Raw genomic sequence first — 17,757 nt, forward strand, 5'->3', positions numbered from 1 at the left:
GTTAGAAGTAGCAGGTGGCTTTTGGTAATTTTAGGAAATCAGAAAAGCGTTATTAAGTATAATAATTGTTACAATAAAATTATAAAAATTATTTTGATAAAGACAAACTAATTTTTTAAAAAAGCTATTTCCCAGTTTTAATAGTTGTTGGTACTTAAAAAAACACCGATAAAAGAAGCATCAGCCCAACCTTCATCACAACAAACTCCTCAAACTTTCCAGCGTATCCGCTTCCTCTTTTTTCTTATCATGCCGCCAGCGCAAAATACGAGGGAAACGCAAGGCAATGCCCGATTTATGCCGCGAAGACTGGTTGATGCCTTCAAAACCGATTTCAAAAACCAGTTCGGGTTTTACGGTGCGCACGGGACCAAATTTTTCGAGCGTGTTGCGTTTTACAAAAGCATCCACTTTGCCAATTTCCTGGTCGGTTAAACCGGAATAAGCTTTGGCAAAAGGCACTAAACGATCGCCGTCCCAAACGGCGAAGGTGTAATCCGTATAAAGATCAGCGCGGCGGCCGTGGCCTTTTTGGGCGTAAATCATCACGGCATCCACCGAAAGCGGGTCAATTTTCCATTTCCACCAGTCGCCGCGTTTGCGGCCAACCTGGTACATGGCGTTTTTCCGTTTCAGCATAATTCCTTCGGCAACCATTTCGCGAGAATTTTTTCGGATCTCCGCCAATTCTTCCCAGGAACCGAAACTGATCAAAGGCGAGACCCGAAATATAGTGCTAAAAGAAGTATTGCGCTGCAATTGATCCAAAATTTCCCGGCGCTCGGTTTGTGTTTTGGTACGGATATCTTCGCCGCCAACTTCCAAACAATCATAAGCAATAAAAGCAACCGGGTTTTCTTCCAGGATTTTTTTGGTGAGGTTTTTCCGTCCGATGCGAGTTTGCAGCAGATTAAACGGAAGCGGTTGCTCATCACGGAAAGTAAGCAATTCGCCGTCTAAAACCGTTCCGTCTGGTAAAGCTTGAATGAACGGATGCAGTTCCGGGAACTTCTCCGTTGCCAAATCTTCGCCGCGGCTCCAGATAAAAATCTCGCTTTTTCGGTGGATCAATTGCGCGCGGATGCCGTCCCATTTCCACTCGGCCTGCCACTCGCCGGCGTTGCCCAAGGCGGTTTGCATTTCCTCCGGCGATTTCTGTTTTTCGGAAGTTTCCTGGATCGGGTAAGCCAGAAAAAATGGATACGGGCGCGACAGATCGTCCAGCGCGCCTTGTTCTTCCATCAATTGCGCAAAAGTATAAACTTCAGGGTCCCAGTTGCCCATAATGCGGTGCGTTAAAGTTGCGGCATCGAGCTTGGAAATATCGGCCAGCGCTTTGACCACCAGGCTTTGCGAAACACCAACTCGGAAACTGCTGGTCAATAATTTATTAAAAACAAAGCGTTCCTGCCGCGTTAACGAAGCCCAAGATTCGGTGAGCCACAACTTGCGTTCGGCTTCGTCCAGCTTGTTTAAAGCGTTGATTTCGGCAATCCATTCGGTCAGGCTTTTGTTGGAAGTATTGTTGCTTTCGGGCAGCAGCAGCGAAATGGTTTCGGCCAGATCGCCAACCACTTGGTAACTTTCCTCAAACAGCCAGACCGGAATGTTGGCCAGTTCAATCGCCCAGTTTTTTACCAAAGTCGAGTTGATCTGCCGCTTGGGTTTTCGGCCACTAAACAAAGCCAGCATGTGCATTTTGTCGGCATCGCTTACGGTTAAAAAGTAAGCTTTAATGGCATTTACCTTTTCGTTGGTTTTGTTGGTTTCGTCGAGGGCGGCGAACAAGGCGGCAAAATGTTTCATAAGGATTCGGGTTGATTGGCTTCGGCTTCACCAAATGTTGCAATAGTTTCGTTTTCTGCGGATGCTTCTTTTACACCTGTTTTTTTGGTGTCTGATCCTTTTGCGCTCCCGGCTTTTCCGCTCTCATTTTCCCCGCTCCCCGCTCCTAAATCTTCAGACGGAACTTCGCCCTCACTTTCATCATCGCCGTACAAGGTGTGGACTTCGTGCGCATCAAAACCAATTTCCCGTAAATACCTGGAAAAAGAAGCCGTATAACCGTGGGTGAGGTACACCGATTCGCAGCCGGTTGCATCAATGGCAGCAATCAAACCGTCCCAATCAGCATGGTCAGAAAGTACAAAACCACGATCGGCGGCACGGCGTTTTTTGGCGCCGCGCACATTCATCCAGCCGGAACAAAAACCAAATTCAAAAGGTGCCAGTTTGCGCATCCAGTTGCTGCCAACTGCGGAAGGCGGCAGCAAAACTATGCCTTTTTTTATTTCTTCCTTCGGGATTTCCGGTGTGATGCGTACTGTTTTTGGCAAATCAATTCCGTTGTGGCGCAAAGCGTCATTGGTGTTTTCGATCACGCCATGGGTAAAAACAGTACCGAGCGAAAGGTCAAGGTTGCATAAAATACGCTGCGCTTTACCCAGCGAATAGCCGGCGATGATGGTTGCCTTGCCTTCTTCAATATTCTTTTCCCACCAACGGTTGATTTCGTTAAAAATCAATTGCTGCGGTTTCCACTGGTAAACCGGCATCCCAAAAGTGCATTCTGAAATAAAATGGTGGCATTTCACCGGTTCAAAAGGTGTGGAGATACCGTCATCTTCCACTTTGTAATCTCCCGAAACCACCCAAACTTCGCCCTGATATTCTACCCGAACCTGCGCCGAACCAATGATATGCCCGGCCGGAAAAAGCGAAATCTGCACGCCGTTTTTATAAACTGTTTCGCCATAAGGAATGGTTTGCAAAGAAATATCAGCGCCTAAACGGTATTTTAAAATTTCATGGGAAAGCTCGTGCGCCAGGTATCTTTTGCTTCCGGTTCGGGCATGGTCGGCGTGGGCATGGGTAAGCACGGCATCATCAACAGGCCGCCACGGGTCAATGTAGAAATTGCCTTGAGCACAAAAAATACCGTTATCGGTAAACTGGAGGAGCTGCTTTGCCATATCCAAAGATAAGCAGCAAAGCCGTAAGAGCCTGTTTAAATTTTGTTCGATTTAATTTCTATGCTTCTTTTACCACCTTAAAAAACATCAAACCTCCATGCTTTTTGCATTGGTATATAATTCAGGCACCAATTTTATAGCCATAAAAGAAGCATTGTAAATTTTTTTGACATAAATTTAAACAAGCCCTAATTTGGTTTGAAACAAAAAACCTCCGGGTTTTGGCCGGAGGTTTTGGTAAAAATTATGGTTTTTTTAACCCGATGTAATCTGTCAGGATTTGCCCGGCTTCTATTTTTAGGAAGTCGGCATCCTTGTCTTTCGCCTGTTTTTCGCCTTTGGCCAAAGGTTTTAAGCCAAGTGCCGCTCTGCGTGCGTTATCATGTGCCAATGATTTTGCATCGTCTTCTTCGTGTTGCTTTTTCAACGCTGGTTCGTTTAGCGTAACTGTTTTTTCGGCATCGCGTTTTTTGTATTCGGCAATATCTTCCAGCAGGTTTTTGTAGTTTACGTTGCTTTGCATCCGTGTATCGTGCTGCGTTTTCAACTGCGGGATTACGGACGTAAAACTTCCGTAGGTGGTATAACTGCTTTTTTGGATCATATCAAAAGGCAGGGCAGAAGGCTCGGTATCTTCACCGTATTTATCCAATGGAATGGCCGACGGAAACTGGATATCCGGCACTACACCTTTATGCTGGGTAGAACTACCATTGATGCGGTAAAATTTGGCAATGGTGAGGTTGATTTGACCATAACCAACGGGTTGTCCGTCTGTTTTTAAACTTTCTGACTTTCCTTTTACATTGGCCAGTAATTTGGAGAAAGAATTACCAATAACCCGGTCTAAATCAATGGCGGATTGTACGGTGCCTTTGCCATAAGTTTGTGTTCCAACAATTAAACCGCGGCCGTAATCCTGAATGGCAGCGGCAAAAATTTCGGAAGCCGAAGCGCTGAAACGGTCAACCAGTACGGCCATAGGGCCAGTCCAGGCGATGGAAGGGTCGTCGTCTGTATCCTGCTCAATCCGGTTTTTAATGTCCCGAACCTGTACAACCGGGCCGGTTTTGATAAACAGACCGGTTAATTGTATCGCTTCGGGCAAAGAACCACCGCCGTTTTGGCGAAGGTCAAGCACTACGCCATCTACTTTTTGCGCTTTCAGGCTGTCTAAAATTACTTTAACGTCCCGGCTTACGCTGCGGTAGTTTTTGTCGCCGGCCTGGTAAGCTTTGTAGTCTAAATAAAATCCCGGAACGGTAATGATCCCGATCTTCAGTTTTTTGCCGTTTTGGTCGTAAGTCCTTATTTCTTTGCTCGCCAATTGGTCTTCCACCACAATTTTTTCGCGCACCATTTCAACAATTTTTGCGTTAGTGGCGGTTTTTCCTTTAGAAAGGATTTTTAAGCGGACAACAGTTCCTTTTGGCCCGCGGATCAAATTAATCGCATTGTCAATCCTCCAACCAATAATATCCTGGAACTCGCCGGTTTTGCCTTGCGCCACACCAATAATGCGGTCATCAACCATCAACTGTTTGCTGCGTTCGGCCGGGCCGCCTTTTACAATGGCTTTAATGGTGATGTACTCGTTTTCAAATTGCAACGATGCCCCGATGCCTTCCAAAGTTTTAGACATTTGAATGTTAAACTGTGCCGCATTGGAAGGGTTAAAATAGTTGGTATGCGGGTCAATGGATTCGGTAAAGGCATCCATAAAAATCTGGAAAACGTCCTGGTTGTTCAGCTTGTCCGATTGTGTGATCAGGTTTTCGTAACGCTTTTTTAAGATTTCTTTGTCTTTGTTGATATCCGGCGTGGCCAAATTCAGGTTCAGCAGATCGTATTTCACACGCTTGTCCCAAAACTTGTTCAGGTCGCTTGCCGTCGAAAACCAGGGCAGGTTTTCGCGGTCAAACGTAAAGCTTTCCTGCTGGTTAAAATCGTAGTTTTTGCCCAATTGTGCCAGCGAATATTTAATCCTTTCGTTGTACCGTTTTTGATAAACATTAAAGATGTAGAACACGTGGTTCAATTCGCCGTTCTGCAAATCATCGTCCAATTGCGTTTTATACTGGTCAAAATCCTTCACATCCGAAGCCAGCAAATAATTGTGGTTTTCGTCCAGCGCTTTCAGGTAGCGGTTGTAGATCACAGTTGAGATCGAATCGTTCAGCTTGATTTTTTTGTAGTTGTAATTGGTAATCATTTCGGTTACTTCCTTACAAACAATGGCCTGTTGTTCGTCGGGCTCTATGTTTTTAGAGCCTGCTACTTTTATCGGCGTTCCGGGCGTGGCGTGGCAGGCAACCGAAGCGCCCAGGATAGCCATCATATATAACTTTTTGAACATGTTTTTTATACGCATTAAATTAAATTCTCCAGCAGGCATTCGTCTATTTGGTAAATACAGTTTGCTAATTTAAAACAAAAAAAAGACAGTCAAAACGGCTGTCTGTGTTAATGATAACAATATTACAATGAATTGTTTTTAAGCCAAAGCCTGTAAACCAAATCATTACGCCATGCTTCTTTTATGCCGGCAAAAACAGTATAAAGCACGCAGCCTGGCAAACCGAAACTGGTGCGTAAAGCAGGGTGGATGGCATCTGTAACAATTAGCAAACTGGTTTTTAAACGTTTAAAACAAACATTAAGGTATAGTTGCGGCAAAATAATAACGAATTTCTTTGTTGATTTTATGCCGGTAAAAGAAGCATTTTTGCAATATGGAATTTTTGACCCAACCCGAAGCCTGGATATCGCTGATTACGCTAACCATTTTAGAAATTGTTTTAGGGATTGACAATATCATTTTTATCTCTATCCTTTCCGGGAAACTGCCGGCCGAGCAGCAAAACAAAGGCCGCAGGCTGGGTTTGTTTTTGGCGATGTTTACGCGGATTTTGCTGCTGCTTTCGCTCACCTGGATCATGAGCCTGACCAAACCGCTGTTCAACCTTTCCGGCGTTTTTGGGATCACTGATCCGGATTGGGTAGAAAAACTCGCTATTTCCGGCCATGATTTAATTTTGATCGTGGGCGGCTTGTTCCTGATCTATAAAAGCACCAGCGAGATCCATGAAAAATTTGAAGGCGATGAGGACGACGAAGACAACGTAAAACCGAAACCTTTTTGGTCAACCATTGTGCAGATTGTGCTGCTGGACATTGTTTTTTCGCTGGATTCTGTCATCACCGCCGTTGGTATTGCCAGCCATATCGAAGTGATGATTGCTGCCGTGGTCATTTCCGTTGGAATCATGATGTGGGCATCAGGCAGTGTGGGAAATTTTGTCAATACGCACCCAACCGTAAAAATGCTGGCCTTGTCGTTTTTATTGTTGATCGGTTTCTCCTTGCTGGCCGAAGGTTTTGACCAGCACATCCCGAAAGGCTACCTGTATTTTGCCATGGGTTTTTCTATTTTGGTAGAGATGCTAAATTTACGGCTACGCTCGAAATCGAAAAAGAAAAAACTGGAAAAAGTAGTGTAAAAGAAGTATTTGTCATCCTGAACTTGTTTCAGGATCTCTCATGAAATTAACAAACCTTGCTTGTGGGATGCCGAAACAAGTTCGGCATGACAAAAACCAAAACTTAACTCACCCGGCAAAGCAGCCCTTTTAAATATTCTCCTTCGGGGAAAGAAGAACGGATCGGATGGTCTTCCGGCTGCACCAACTGGCCGATAAACTGCACTTCTTTGCCGGCATCCAGCGCGGCCCAGGCCAAAATTTGTTTAAAAGTTGGCATGTCCATCGCGCCGGAACAGGAATAGGTGGCCAACAGCCCGCCTTTGTTCAGCAGCAACATCGCCAACCGGTTTAAATCTTTATAAGCACGCGAAGCACGGTCCAAAGCCGAACGCGAAGGCGCATACTTTGGCGGGTCGAGGATGATCAAATCAAACTTTTCATCTTCTTCCCGAAACTTGCGCAACTGCTTGTTCACATCGGATTGTATGGCAATGCTTCTTTTAGCATCAAAATTATTGAGTTTGATGTTTTTCTGTAAAGTCTCAATCGCCAAAGCAGAACTGTCCACGCCGGTAACTAAATCCGCACCCTGCTGCAAACAATTTAAACTGAAACCGCCGGTGTAACTAAAGCAATCAAGCACTTTTTTTCCCGAAGCATGTGCCGCAACCAAACGCCGGTTATCTCGCTGGTCGCAGTAAAAGCCGGATTTTTGCCCTTCTGCGATGCTTATTTCATACTTAATTCCATTCTCTACAACTTCCACAAAATCCGGAGGGTTTTCTCCGTAAAGCAAACCAAAAGAAGCTGCCAAACCTTCGTGCGAGCGCGAAGTGGCATCGCTGCGGTCGAAAATACTTTTTGGCTGAAGCTGTTTTTGCAGTTCATCAATCCAAATTTCCTTTACTTTTTCCATCCCGGAGGTAAGGATTTGGACCGAAAGATGATCGGCATATTTATCCACAATTAAGCCCGGCAAAAAATCGGCTTCGCTAAAAATTAAACGGCAGGTATTGGTTTGTTCGTTTAAAATAGTTTTTCGGTTATTAACAGCGTTTGCAATACGTTTTCTCCACCAATTTTCATTGATAAAAACAGCATCGTTCCACTCCAGCAAACGCACCGCCACGCGCGATTGGTTGTTGTAAAAGCCATAAGCCAGGAAACTGCCTTTGCTGTCTGATAACCTTACAATTTCGCCGTTTTCCGGTTTGCCTTTTACGCGTTCAACCGCGCCCGAAAAAACCCAGGGATGGCGTTGCAATACTGCTTTTTCTTTGCCTTTTTTTAAAAATACTTCGTTCATGGAAGGGCAAAGGTAGGGTTTGAAGGTGAAAGGTGAAGGGTGGAAAGGAGAAAGGCCAGGTAAATCGCTTTTAAAAATTTGCGCAAATTTTTTGGCTGAAGCCTGGCCTGCTGCTGCCTATTTAACCGTTGGCTGAAGCCAACGGCAATGAATGAGTTAAGGATTGAGCCAGTTTAGGACGGCTAAAGGTATTCATTGCCGTCCCATTTATGGGACGGTAGCAAAGGGACGAAAAACGGCTTTAGCCGAAACCTACTATGAAGTTATTTAAAAGCAATTCCCTGAGAGATAAATTTTGTACTTCTTTTTCGGGAATGCTAACCTTTAACGTTTTCATTGCTTTAAATTTAATACTTAAAGATAAAACAAAACGCCTTTAAAATTTTAATAAACCTTTAGATTCGCTTTAAAATACTGTTTTTACCACCCAAAAATCAAGATGAGATATTATAGTTTTACCGATGACCCCGTGGTTTCGCCGGATGATTTTTATATGCAACTGGCTTTGCAGGAAGCTAAAGCAGCTTTAAAAGAAGATGAAATCCCGATCGGTGCCATTGTGGTTTGTGAAGGACAGGTCATTGGCCGCGGACACAATTTAACCGAGCGTTTGAACGATGTTTCTGCCCATGCCGAAATGCAGGCGCTGACGGCAGCCGCAAACGCAATGGGTGGCAAATACCTGCAAAACTGCACGCTTTACGTTACGATGGAACCTTGCGTGATGTGTGCCGGTGCCACATATTGGTTCCAGATCGGAAAAATTGTTTTTGGCGCTTACGATCCTCAGCGTGGTTTTGGCCGTATCAACCAAAAAATTACGCACCCAAAAACTGTAGTTACCGGCGGCATTTTGGAAAATGAATGTTCGGAACTGGTGCGGTCGTTTTTCAAACAAAAACGGATTAAAAATTAAGCAGCAACAGAACAAATCCGTGCCTTGCCGCTTTGTATTTCAGGTTGTCAATCTCACCTCAAATTCATTTTATTGCCAGTAAAAACAGTACCGGCAAAAAAATTATTTAGGTTTGTACCAATCAGATTCTTTCACCCTTAAATTAACCGATATGGCATTTGTATTACCGGCGTTACCTTACGCCACCGACGCATTAGAACCGCACATTGATAAAATGACGATGGAAATCCACCACGGCAAACATCACCAGGCTTACGTAACCAACCTGAACAAAGCTTTGGAAGGCAAACCGGAAGCAAACAGTCCGATTGAAGATATCATCAAAAACATTTCTAAATTTCCGCCTGCGGTGCGCAACAATGGCGGCGGCCATTACAACCACACGATGTTCTGGACTTGGCTTTCGCCAAACGGCGGCGGCGAGCCAAGCGGAGAATTAGCAACTGCCATTAATTCTGCTTTCGGTTCTTTTGCCGATTTTAAAACCAAATTTGCCGAAGCCGGTGCAACCCGTTTTGGTTCTGGCTGGGCTTGGTTAACTGTTGGTGCGGATAAAAAACTGCAAATTAGTTCTACACCAAACCAGGATAATCCGTTAATGGATATTGCTGAAGTGAAAGGCACGCCAATTTTAGGAATGGATGTTTGGGAACACGCTTACTACCTGAAATATCAGAACAGAAGGCCGGATTACATAGCCGCTTTTTGGAACGTAGTAAACTGGAACCAGGTGAACGAATTGTATAAAAAAGCAATGGCTTAATACTTTTTTTATCGCATAAAAATCAGTGAAACCGGCTTGGATAAACATCCGGCCGGTTTTTTATTTTATCAATTATGAAAGCAATTGTTTTAGAAGCCGCCGATCAGCCGCTGGTTTGGAAAGATATTGAAAAGCCAACGCTGCAAGCTGGCGAAGTTTTGGTGCAAATTAAAGCCGCCGCTTTAAACCGCCGCGACTGGTGGATTACCAAAGGACAATACGCCGGCATTAAATATCCCTCAATTTTAGGTTCTGATGGTTCGGGGATTGTTGCCGAAGTTGGGCCGGATGTTGATCAAACTTGGATCGGGAAAGAAGTGATCATCAACCCGGGAAACAATTGGGGCGATCATCCGGAGTTTCAGCAAAAAGAATTTAAAATTTTAGGTTTGCCGGATGACGGGGCTTTTGCAGAATTTGTAAAAACCGGTGCCGAATATTTGTACCCGAAACCTTCGCATTTAACCTGGGAGCAGGCGGCTGCCATTCCGCTGGCTGGTTTAACGGCTTACCGTGCTTTGTTTACCAAAGGAAAAGCTAAAAAGGGCGATAAGGTATTGATCGTTGGCGTAGGTGCGGGGACGGGTTCTTTTGCCTTGCAGTTTGCCGTTGCCGCCGGTTGCCAGGTTTTTGTAACTTCCGGTTCGGGAGAAAAAATTGATGCGGCAAAAAAATTAGGCGCTGCTGCCGGTGTCAATTACAAAGCGCAGGATTGGGCCGACCAGTTAAAGCATTTGGCCGGTGGTTTTGATGTGATTATTGACAGTGCTTTGGGCGAAGGGTTTGCACCGCTGCTTGATCTGTGTAATCCCGGTGCGCGGATTGTGTTTTTTGGCGGAACAGCCGGAAATTTGCCCGCTTTAAATGCGCGCGTTATTTTTTGGAAACAAATCAGCATTTTAGGAACGACGATGGGCACACAAGAAGATTTTAAAGCGATGCTCGAACTCATCAACCAACACCAAATTGTACCGGTTGTGGATGAAGTTTTCCCGATGGCCGAAGCAGAAAAGGCAATCAGAAAAATGGATGATTCGGCCCAGTTCGGTAAGATTGTATTGCGGAATTGATGGCTGATTTTATGCCGGTAAAAACAGTATCGGGTTTTATACTTTTGAAAAGGTTCATAGTTAATGGGTCATGGTGTAAAAACAGTACCAGCTTTTATACCGGTGCGCTTTTTGTTTGTCATTTCAGGTTGATGCTTCTTTTACCACCTAAAAATTGGTAAGAGGTTTCGGCAATTACCCATGAACCATCAACAATTGACTATCAACTTTCCTTCATTCCACCGTTACCGATTTGGCCAAATTACGCGGCTGGTCAACATTACAACCACGCATCAACGCAATGTGATAGGCTAATAACTGGAGCGGGATAGTGGCCAGTAAAGGTAAAAATGCTTCGTCTGTTTGCGGGATCTCGATCACGTAATCCGCCATTTTTTTCACTTCGGTATCGCCTTCAGAAACAATGGCAATCAGTTTTCCGCCGCGTGCTTTTACTTCCTGAATGTTGCTGATGACTTTTTCATAAGAAGAATGTTTGGTGGCGATAAAAATCACCGGCATCGCTTCATCAATCAAAGCAATCGGCCCGTGTTTCATTTCCGCCGCCGGATAACCTTCTGCATGGATGTAGGAAATTTCTTTTAGTTTTAACGCGCCTTCCAAAGCAACCGGAAAAGCACTTCCCCGGCCCAAAAACAAACAGTTTGGCGAATCTTTGAACCTCGCGGCAATCGTTTTGATCTTATCGTTGGTCAGCAGCGTTTGCTCAATTAGTTGCGGGATTTCGTTCAGTTCGGTTAACAAGCTGATGAGTTTGCTTTGCGATAACGTGCCGCGGACTTGGGCAATATAAAAAGCGATCAGCGTTAAAACCGTTACCTGCGCGGTAAAAGCTTTGGTGGAAGCGACGCCGATTTCCGGGCCGGCATGGGTGTAAACGCCGGCATCCGTAATGCGCGGAATGGAAGCGCCAACCACATTGCAAATGCCAAAAATGGTGGCACCTTTTTCTTTTGCCAAATCCAAAGCAGCCATCGTATCGGCGGTTTCTCCGGATTGGGAAATGGCAATCACCAAATCTTTTTCAGAAATGATCGGGTTGCGGTATCTGAATTCGGAAGCATATTCTACTTCAACCGAAACGCGGCCATATTCTTCAATCAAATATTCGCCCACCAAACCAGCGTGCCAAGACGTTCCGCAGGCAACAATGATAATGCGGTCAATATTTTTCAGTTTTTCGGCGTATTCTGTCAGGCCGCCCAGTTGCACCCTTCCTTGTTGCGGATAAATTCGGCCACGCATACAGTCGCGTACCGAACGTGGCTGCTCGTAAATTTCCTTCAGCATAAAATGGTCGAAACCGCCTTTTTCCAGCATTTCGAGTTTCAGTTCCAGTTCCTGAATGTAGGGGATTTGGACAACATTGTCAATACTTTTAATCAACAGATTCTCCCGGCTGATATAAGCAATTTCATTATCGTTCAGGTAGATCACATTGCGTGTATATTCTACAATCGGCGTGGCATCCGAAGCAATAAAATATTCGCCTTTGCCTACGCCAATTACCATCGGGCTTCCTTTTCGCGCGGCAATTAACTGGTCTGGCTCATTGTTGCTCATAATTACGATGGCATAAGCGCCGATAACCTGGTTTAAAGCAATGCGGACAGCTTCCTGCAAACCGAGTTGGGTTTCGTCCTGGATATTTTCGATCAAATGGATCAGGACTTCCGTATCGGTATCACTTTTAAACTCGTGGCCCTTTTCGATCAATGCTTCTTTTATCGTTGCATAATTCTCGATGATGCCGTTGTGGATGATGGTTAACTCGCGGTTGCCGGAAGAATGCGGGTGCGAGTTGCGGTCGCTTGGCGCGCCATGCGTGGCCCAACGCGTATGGCCCATCCCGGCGGTGCCTTTCATGGGAATGTCTTTTACAAAATTTTCCAGGTCGCTAACCTTGCCGGCTTTTTTGTAAACCTTAACTTCCTGGTCAAGCAAGGCAACACCGGCACTGTCGTAACCGCGGTATTCCAAGCGGTGCAAACCTTTTATTACAATCGGGTAGGCATCCCGAAAGCCAATATATCCTACAATTCCACACATAACAAGGCAGCAGTTTTACAAAGCAAGATCAAATATAAAAGCTATTGAGTGTTTTTATATTTAATCTTGCTGAAATTTTTATCGAATGTTCCATGCTTCTTTTATGGCATAAAAACCATTCAGCTTCTTTAATGGAAAAAAATGAACCACCAATTTTATAGTGGTAAAAGAAGTATGGTAACTTTTACGGGTTCAACCTTAAAAAAGTTGATAGTTACTTCACCAAAGCCGGTGTATAAATGATGTTTAATTTCATTTTATAAGCAGAAGTTTTATCGCCCCCGGCAACCAATCTTGCGGCACTGAAGGCAGAACCGGTACTATATTCAACAGATGTTGTGTTGTAGTAATTTGCAGGTGCTAAAAAGGTTCCGTAATCAATTGTTTTCCCGGAAAGTAAATCCTGGATGTAGCCCGTAATCACAAAATGGTATTCGTTTTTATATGGGTTATAAAGGCCGCCAAAACCATAAGAAAGCAGGCTTATAAAACGGGGGTCATTACTATTGGCATCAGGTATTAAAGTACGTTGTTTGGCTACATTGTAGCGGTACATGGTAAGCCTTGGCGCAGGCAAAAAAGGATAAATCTGTGTGCCTGCAACCGGTGTGATGATCAGTTCGGCGCGGTTTAAAGCAGCGTTGCCAATCAATTTTTTAACATTGGTGGCCAATGAAGGAAAAGCTATTTTGGCACGCAAACCAGCCAAACCTTGCAGGTAAACAGTCCCTGATGATTTTGTATTGCTTAAAGCAGCCGGGATTGTTGTCCCGGTATAATCATGTTTGATCTGGGCGGCATAATTTCCCGAGGCCGGGAAAGAAGCCATCACCGTATCAATAGTGCCGGTGCTGCTGGTGTTTTTGTAATAAATATTTAAAGCACAGGAATCTGTTAACATATAAAAATTACCGCCCGGGCCTCCGGTTGTTTGTGCTTTGTCGAACGTTAAGTACAAGCCTTTAAAATATCTTTTAAAAGCTTCTGTCCCGATCAGTTTGGAAGAATCGGTCAATAAAATATTGTTCTTAACAAAAGCCGTATTAACAGGTATCCTGATTTGCGGCTGTAATTTTTTAATGGTGTCTTTTGCGCCTGTAACTATTTGCAATACTTTAACGCTGTCATTGGGGCGGGCATGAAAACTGCGTGTGCCAATTAAAGTGGGGTTATATGCCCATGTTTTGGTGTTGTAGTAAGCCTGGTTTAAGGGCTGCTCGTTCAACTGGTAAACGTTTAGTTTATAATTGGTTGCCGTAGTATCGCCATAAAAATTCCTGCCATAGCGCAATACCAAAACAGCAGAATCTACGGTAACGGTTCCGGTTGGCCTGGTAAAAGCACCGGCAGGCGTGCCCAAAGAGAGGGCGGCGTTTGCTTCTGTAACGCCAAATATTGGGTCTTTATAATAAGCCAAAGGAAAAACCGCAACAGAAGCACCGGCTTGGCTGGCAGTTAGGTTGGTGGTAACAATGCTGTCGTCCCGCAAAGTAGTGGTGTTGATGGAAACGGTGTCCAGCAAAGTGCCGTTAATCACTTCGGAAGGGTCAACAGCCAGGCCAACGGTATCGGGCTTTTTGCAACTGTTTAAAATAAAAAGGCTTATCAACAGCGTTAATAAGCCTAATTTAGAAAATTTCATATTCGGATCAAATCTTATGCAACATGTACCAATTCATCACTGGTAATTTCTTCGTAAAAGTTGTAAAAATTTTCCGGATCAAGTGTTAAATCGTACTCCAGAACCGGTTTGCCGCTCTTTTTAACATTATTTAACAGTTCCGGGCTAAGCTCCTGGCTGCCCAAAACCAAACCATCGGCATATTGCAAAGCACCATTGTCCAAAGCCAAACTATTGCCTTCTTTATAAGCTTCGATCTGTTTTTCGGCCATGCCGTTCATCACCGCTTTTTGGGTGAAACCGGCATTTAGGTTTTCACTGAAATTATGGTCGTAAAAAGAGTATATCACTTTGGAGTTTTTAAACGTCGGGTCGTCTTTGTAGCTGGTTTTTACATAAGCCGGAACCAGCGAAGTCAACCAGCCGTGGCAATGAATAATATCCGGTGCCCAGCCTAATTTTTTTACGGTTTCCAAAGCGCCTTTGCAAAAGAAAATCATGCGTTCGTCGTTATCGGCATAAAATTTGTCCTCTTTATCCCGGAAAACGTATTTGCGCTGAAAGTATTCTTCGTTGTCGAGAAAGTAAACCTGCATCCGTGCCGCAGGAATTGAAGCTACTTTAATGATTAATGGGTTATCGTTGTCATCAATAATGATGTTCATGCCCGATAGGCGGATCACTTCGTGTAAACGGTTCCTTCGTTCATTAATATTTCCAAACCTCGGCATCAGTATCCTGATCTCGAACCCTTTTTCCTGCATGGCCTGCGGGAGCTGACGGGTGATTTCGGAAATTTTAGAAAGTTCAAGAAAAGGCGACATTTCTTGTGTAATAAACAAAAGTTTCGATTTACTCATCTTTTATTGTTGTTAATTATATGTAAAGGAATTTACAATTAAGGCTACAAAGATAGGATTATCTTATGATTTATCAATCAATTGTACAAGCCAGTAGCAGCTTATTTTAACCAAATGCGCAATTTTGAACCGGAAACAGTTTGATCCTTTAAAAATTATCAGAACTTTTACGGCCTTGAAAATCCTGAAAACCATTGCCGCGCTGCAAAAATACCTGCAACAGCAAAACAAAAAAACAATTGGTTTAGTGCCAACAATGGGCGCTTTGCACCAAGGCCATCTGTCGTTAATTGCCCTGGCCAAAGCGCAAACAGCTATTGTGGTTTGCAGTATTTTTGTGAACCCGACCCAATTTACCAACGCGCTTGATCTCGAAAAATACCCGCGGCCGATAGAAACCGATATTATAAAGCTGGAACAAGCCGAATGCGATGTTTTGTTTATGCCCGAAACAACAGAAATGTACCCGCAAAAAGAGCATTGGCATTTGGATATCGGCGAGGTTGAGCACCGTTTGGAAGGCAAATTTCGGCCGGGCCATTATCAGGGCGTGATGCAGATTGTTTACAAGCTTTTTGTGGCTGTAAAACCTGACCTGGCTTTTTTTGGGCAAAAAGATTTTCAGCAGTTCCGGGTGATTGAGAAGATGGCAGAACTGAAAAAACTGCCTGTAAAATTGGTCATGTGTCCGATTATCCGGGAAGCAGACGGGCTGGCAATGAGTTCGCGCAACATTCATTTAACTGCGGAAGAACGGCAACATGCTTTGGTTTTATCGCGCGCTTTAAACCATCTTAAAAATGTACCGGTAAAAGAAGCATCGGCACAAATCATTTTAAAAGAAGCTGTGGAAATGATAAAAGCCGAACCCGGCGTAGAACTGGAATACCTGGAAATAGTAAATGCCGATGATCTGAGCGAAGATTTAAGCCATCCAGAAAAAGGAACAATCGCCTTGGTTGCGGCCAAAGTTGGCCAAACGCGGCTGATTGATAATATGATTTTAGGTTGAAAATCAGCATTCGCCATAAATCATAAATCAATACTACCTTTGTGCTATGGTTATTCAGCTATTAAAATCGAAAATCCATCGGGTTAAAATAACGCAGGCCGAACTGAACTACGTGGGCAGCATTACCATTGATGAAGATTTGATGGATGCGGCCAACATTATTGCCAACGAGCGTGTGCAAATTGTGAACAACAACAACGGTGCGCGTTTTGAAACTTATGCGATAAAAGGGGCACGTGGATCGGGCATGGTATGTTTGAACGGTGCAACGGCGCGTTTGGCGCAGATAGGCGATATTGTAATCATCATGTCGTACGGTTTTTTGCCGATGGAAGAAGCGAAAGTTTACGAGCCGATCCTGGTTTTCCCGGATGCCGATAATAAATTGATTTAGAAAATGCTGGACAAATTAGCCGTTATCAAAAAAAAGGTACTGAACCTGGATCAGTTGCAAAACGCGTTGGTTACCTGGCGGCTCATGTCGCAAAAGATTGTTTTCACCAACGGTTGTTTTGATATTTTGCATCCTGGCCACGTCATCAGTTTGGCTGGTGCTGCTTCTTTTGGCAACCGTTTAATTGTCGGTGTAAATTCGGATGCTTCCACAAAAAGGTTAAAAGGCGCCAACCGGCCGGTACAAAATGAAGAAGGCCGCGCTTTGCTGCTGGCATCCATGCACTTTATTGATGCGGTGATTATTTTTGATGAAGACACGCCCGAAAAACTGATCCGGGCAGTCAGCCCCGATGTGTTGGTAAAAGGCGGCGATTACCGCGTAGAAGATATTGCCGGTGCAGATTGGGTAATCAGCCATGGCGGAAAAGTAGAGTTGATCAATTATTTGAACAACAGTTCGAGCACCAATATCATCCAAAAGATCAAAGAAAGTTTATAGTTTTTTAGGGCATAAAAGAAGTATGATAGTTTTGCAAGGGTTAATTTAGGTAGGTTTACACCCTGCATTCCCCTCTCGAGAGGGGGCAGGGGTGTGTTTTTCGATTAGCTTTAATGTTCAATGTATGCCAAGAAAAATCATTCCCTACAACCCAAAACTAAAAGAACTGGCACGAAATCTCCGAAACAACAGCACACCGGGAGAAATCAGGCTTTGGCAGGAATTAAAGGCGAAACAGTTTTTAGGATATGATTTTCATCGTCAAAAACCGTTGTTAAATTATGTTGTAGATTTTTACTGCGCAGAACTAAATTTAGTGATTGAAATTGACGGAAGATACCATGAGGAAATTACAGATAAAGATTTAAAGCGAACGGAAGAATTAGAACAACAGCAACTAACGATATTAAGGTTTACAGAACAGGAAGTGCAAACAGATATGTTTAATGTTTTAAGGACGTTAGAAATTTATGCAGATGGGTTTAACAATAAAATAAATGATTAAAAAAGGACACACCCCTAACCCCTCTCGAGAGGGGAAGTATAGCGTCTATCTTTCTGGTGTCGTTTGTGCGCTTTCCCCTTTTGGTAGGGTTAGGGAGTGTTTTGTCTTTCTGGTGTCGTTCGTGCAGCTTTCCCCTCTTGAGAGGGGTAGGGGTGTGTTTTTTAAATTGAAGTTGTTTAAACTTTTATTTTTTTGTTAATTCTTCTGAGGAAAAATACGCAGAATGCCATCCAGTGCATCGCCATCCAGTTCCTGGATAGGACTTCATATCTGATAACCAATCCCTTAAAGCCGTCCATCCAAGCG

At 44.0% G+C, this 17,757-nt stretch carries 16 protein-coding genes; 8 read left to right on the forward strand and 8 right to left on the reverse strand.

The features are described 5' to 3' along the window. Window positions 1-195: 195 nt before the first annotated feature. The 4 genes from V5804_RS16070 to V5804_RS16085 form a co-directional block, all read right to left on the reverse strand. Window positions 196-1,806, reverse strand: a complete 1,611-nt coding sequence (locus tag V5804_RS16070; RefSeq protein WP_369592421.1) for an ATP-dependent DNA ligase — start codon at window positions 1,804-1,806, stop codon at window positions 196-198. Then, window positions 1,803-2,972, reverse strand: coding sequence for a ligase-associated DNA damage response exonuclease (locus tag V5804_RS16075; RefSeq protein ID WP_369592422.1), 1,170 nt, complete (start codon window positions 2,970-2,972; stop codon window positions 1,803-1,805). Before V5804_RS16075 ends, V5804_RS16070 begins: the two co-directional genes overlap by 4 nt. Window positions 2,973-3,216: 244 nt before the next feature. Beyond that, window positions 3,217-5,328: a carboxy terminal-processing peptidase gene (locus tag V5804_RS16080; protein WP_369592423.1), complete on the reverse strand. Its 2,112-nt coding sequence runs from the start codon at window positions 5,326-5,328 to the stop codon at window positions 3,217-3,219. A 122-nt stretch (window positions 5,329-5,450) separates the two neighbouring features. Next, complete coding sequence (locus tag V5804_RS16085) at window positions 5,451-5,600, reverse strand: hypothetical protein (protein WP_369592424.1); 150 nt, start codon at window positions 5,598-5,600, stop codon at window positions 5,451-5,453. A gap of 104 nt (window positions 5,601-5,704) precedes the next feature. On the opposite strand from V5804_RS16085, the gene V5804_RS16090 reads away from it, so the two are divergent. Beyond that, window positions 5,705-6,472, forward strand: a complete 768-nt coding sequence (locus tag V5804_RS16090; protein WP_369592425.1) for a TerC family protein — start codon at window positions 5,705-5,707, stop codon at window positions 6,470-6,472. A gap of 103 nt (window positions 6,473-6,575) precedes the next feature. Here V5804_RS16090 and V5804_RS16095 read toward each other — a convergent pair whose 3' ends face one another. Then, window positions 6,576-7,760 (reverse strand): class I SAM-dependent rRNA methyltransferase, encoded by a 1,185-nt coding sequence (locus V5804_RS16095; RefSeq protein ID WP_369592426.1) that lies wholly within the window; start codon window positions 7,758-7,760, stop codon window positions 6,576-6,578. A gap of 439 nt (window positions 7,761-8,199) precedes the next feature. On the opposite strand from V5804_RS16095, the gene V5804_RS16100 reads away from it, so the two are divergent. The 3 genes from V5804_RS16100 (at window position 8,200) to V5804_RS16110 (ending at window position 10,509) form a co-directional block, all read left to right on the forward strand. Then, window positions 8,200-8,676 carry a nucleoside deaminase gene (locus tag V5804_RS16100; RefSeq protein WP_369592427.1) on the forward strand — a complete coding sequence of 159 codons (477 nt, stop codon included), beginning with the start codon at window positions 8,200-8,202 and terminating at the stop codon, window positions 8,674-8,676. 151 nt (window positions 8,677-8,827) lie between these two features. Continuing rightward, window positions 8,828-9,439, forward strand: a complete 612-nt coding sequence (locus V5804_RS16105) for a superoxide dismutase (protein WP_369592428.1) — start codon at window positions 8,828-8,830, stop codon at window positions 9,437-9,439. A gap of 74 nt (window positions 9,440-9,513) precedes the next feature. Continuing rightward, window positions 9,514-10,509 (forward strand): zinc-binding alcohol dehydrogenase family protein, encoded by a 996-nt coding sequence (locus tag V5804_RS16110; RefSeq protein WP_369592429.1) that lies wholly within the window; start codon window positions 9,514-9,516, stop codon window positions 10,507-10,509. A 213-nt stretch (window positions 10,510-10,722) separates the two neighbouring features. Here V5804_RS16110 and glmS read toward each other — a convergent pair whose 3' ends face one another. The 3 genes from glmS to V5804_RS16125 form a co-directional block, all read right to left on the reverse strand. Further along, complete coding sequence (gene glmS / locus V5804_RS16115) at window positions 10,723-12,558, reverse strand: glutamine--fructose-6-phosphate transaminase (isomerizing) (protein WP_369592430.1); 1,836 nt, start codon at window positions 12,556-12,558, stop codon at window positions 10,723-10,725. A 214-nt stretch (window positions 12,559-12,772) separates the two neighbouring features. Next, complete coding sequence (locus V5804_RS16120; protein WP_369592431.1) at window positions 12,773-14,200, reverse strand: DUF4270 family protein; 1,428 nt, start codon at window positions 14,198-14,200, stop codon at window positions 12,773-12,775. A gap of 14 nt (window positions 14,201-14,214) precedes the next feature. Beyond that, window positions 14,215-15,039 (reverse strand): glycogen/starch synthase, encoded by an 825-nt coding sequence (locus V5804_RS16125; RefSeq protein ID WP_369592432.1) that lies wholly within the window; start codon window positions 15,037-15,039, stop codon window positions 14,215-14,217. 124 nt (window positions 15,040-15,163) lie between these two features. On the opposite strand from V5804_RS16125, the gene panC reads away from it, so the two are divergent. The 4 genes from panC to V5804_RS16145 all read left to right on the forward strand — a co-directional run bounded on the left by panC (window position 15,164) and on the right by V5804_RS16145 (window position 17,451). Beyond that, window positions 15,164-16,051 (forward strand): pantoate--beta-alanine ligase, encoded by an 888-nt coding sequence (gene panC / locus V5804_RS16130; protein ID WP_369592433.1) that lies wholly within the window; start codon window positions 15,164-15,166, stop codon window positions 16,049-16,051. A 46-nt stretch (window positions 16,052-16,097) separates the two neighbouring features. Then, window positions 16,098-16,445, forward strand: coding sequence for an aspartate 1-decarboxylase (gene panD / locus V5804_RS16135; protein ID WP_369592434.1), 348 nt, complete (start codon window positions 16,098-16,100; stop codon window positions 16,443-16,445). A gap of 3 nt (window positions 16,446-16,448) precedes the next feature. Further along, a complete protein-coding gene (gene rfaE2 / locus V5804_RS16140) occupies window positions 16,449-16,946 on the forward strand; it encodes a D-glycero-beta-D-manno-heptose 1-phosphate adenylyltransferase (protein ID WP_369592435.1) in 498 nt (165 codons plus the stop codon). Window positions 16,947-17,070: 124 nt separating this feature from the next. After that, the gene (locus V5804_RS16145) at window positions 17,071-17,451 is read left to right on the forward strand and encodes an endonuclease domain-containing protein (RefSeq protein WP_369592436.1); all 381 of its coding nucleotides are present in this window, start codon (window positions 17,071-17,073) and stop codon (window positions 17,449-17,451) included. The last annotated feature ends 306 nt before the right edge of the window (window positions 17,452-17,757 follow it).

The sequence above is a fragment of the Mucilaginibacter sp. genome (genome assembly GCF_041088075.1).
Taxonomy (GTDB): Bacteria; Bacteroidota; Bacteroidia; order Sphingobacteriales; family Sphingobacteriaceae; genus Mucilaginibacter_A.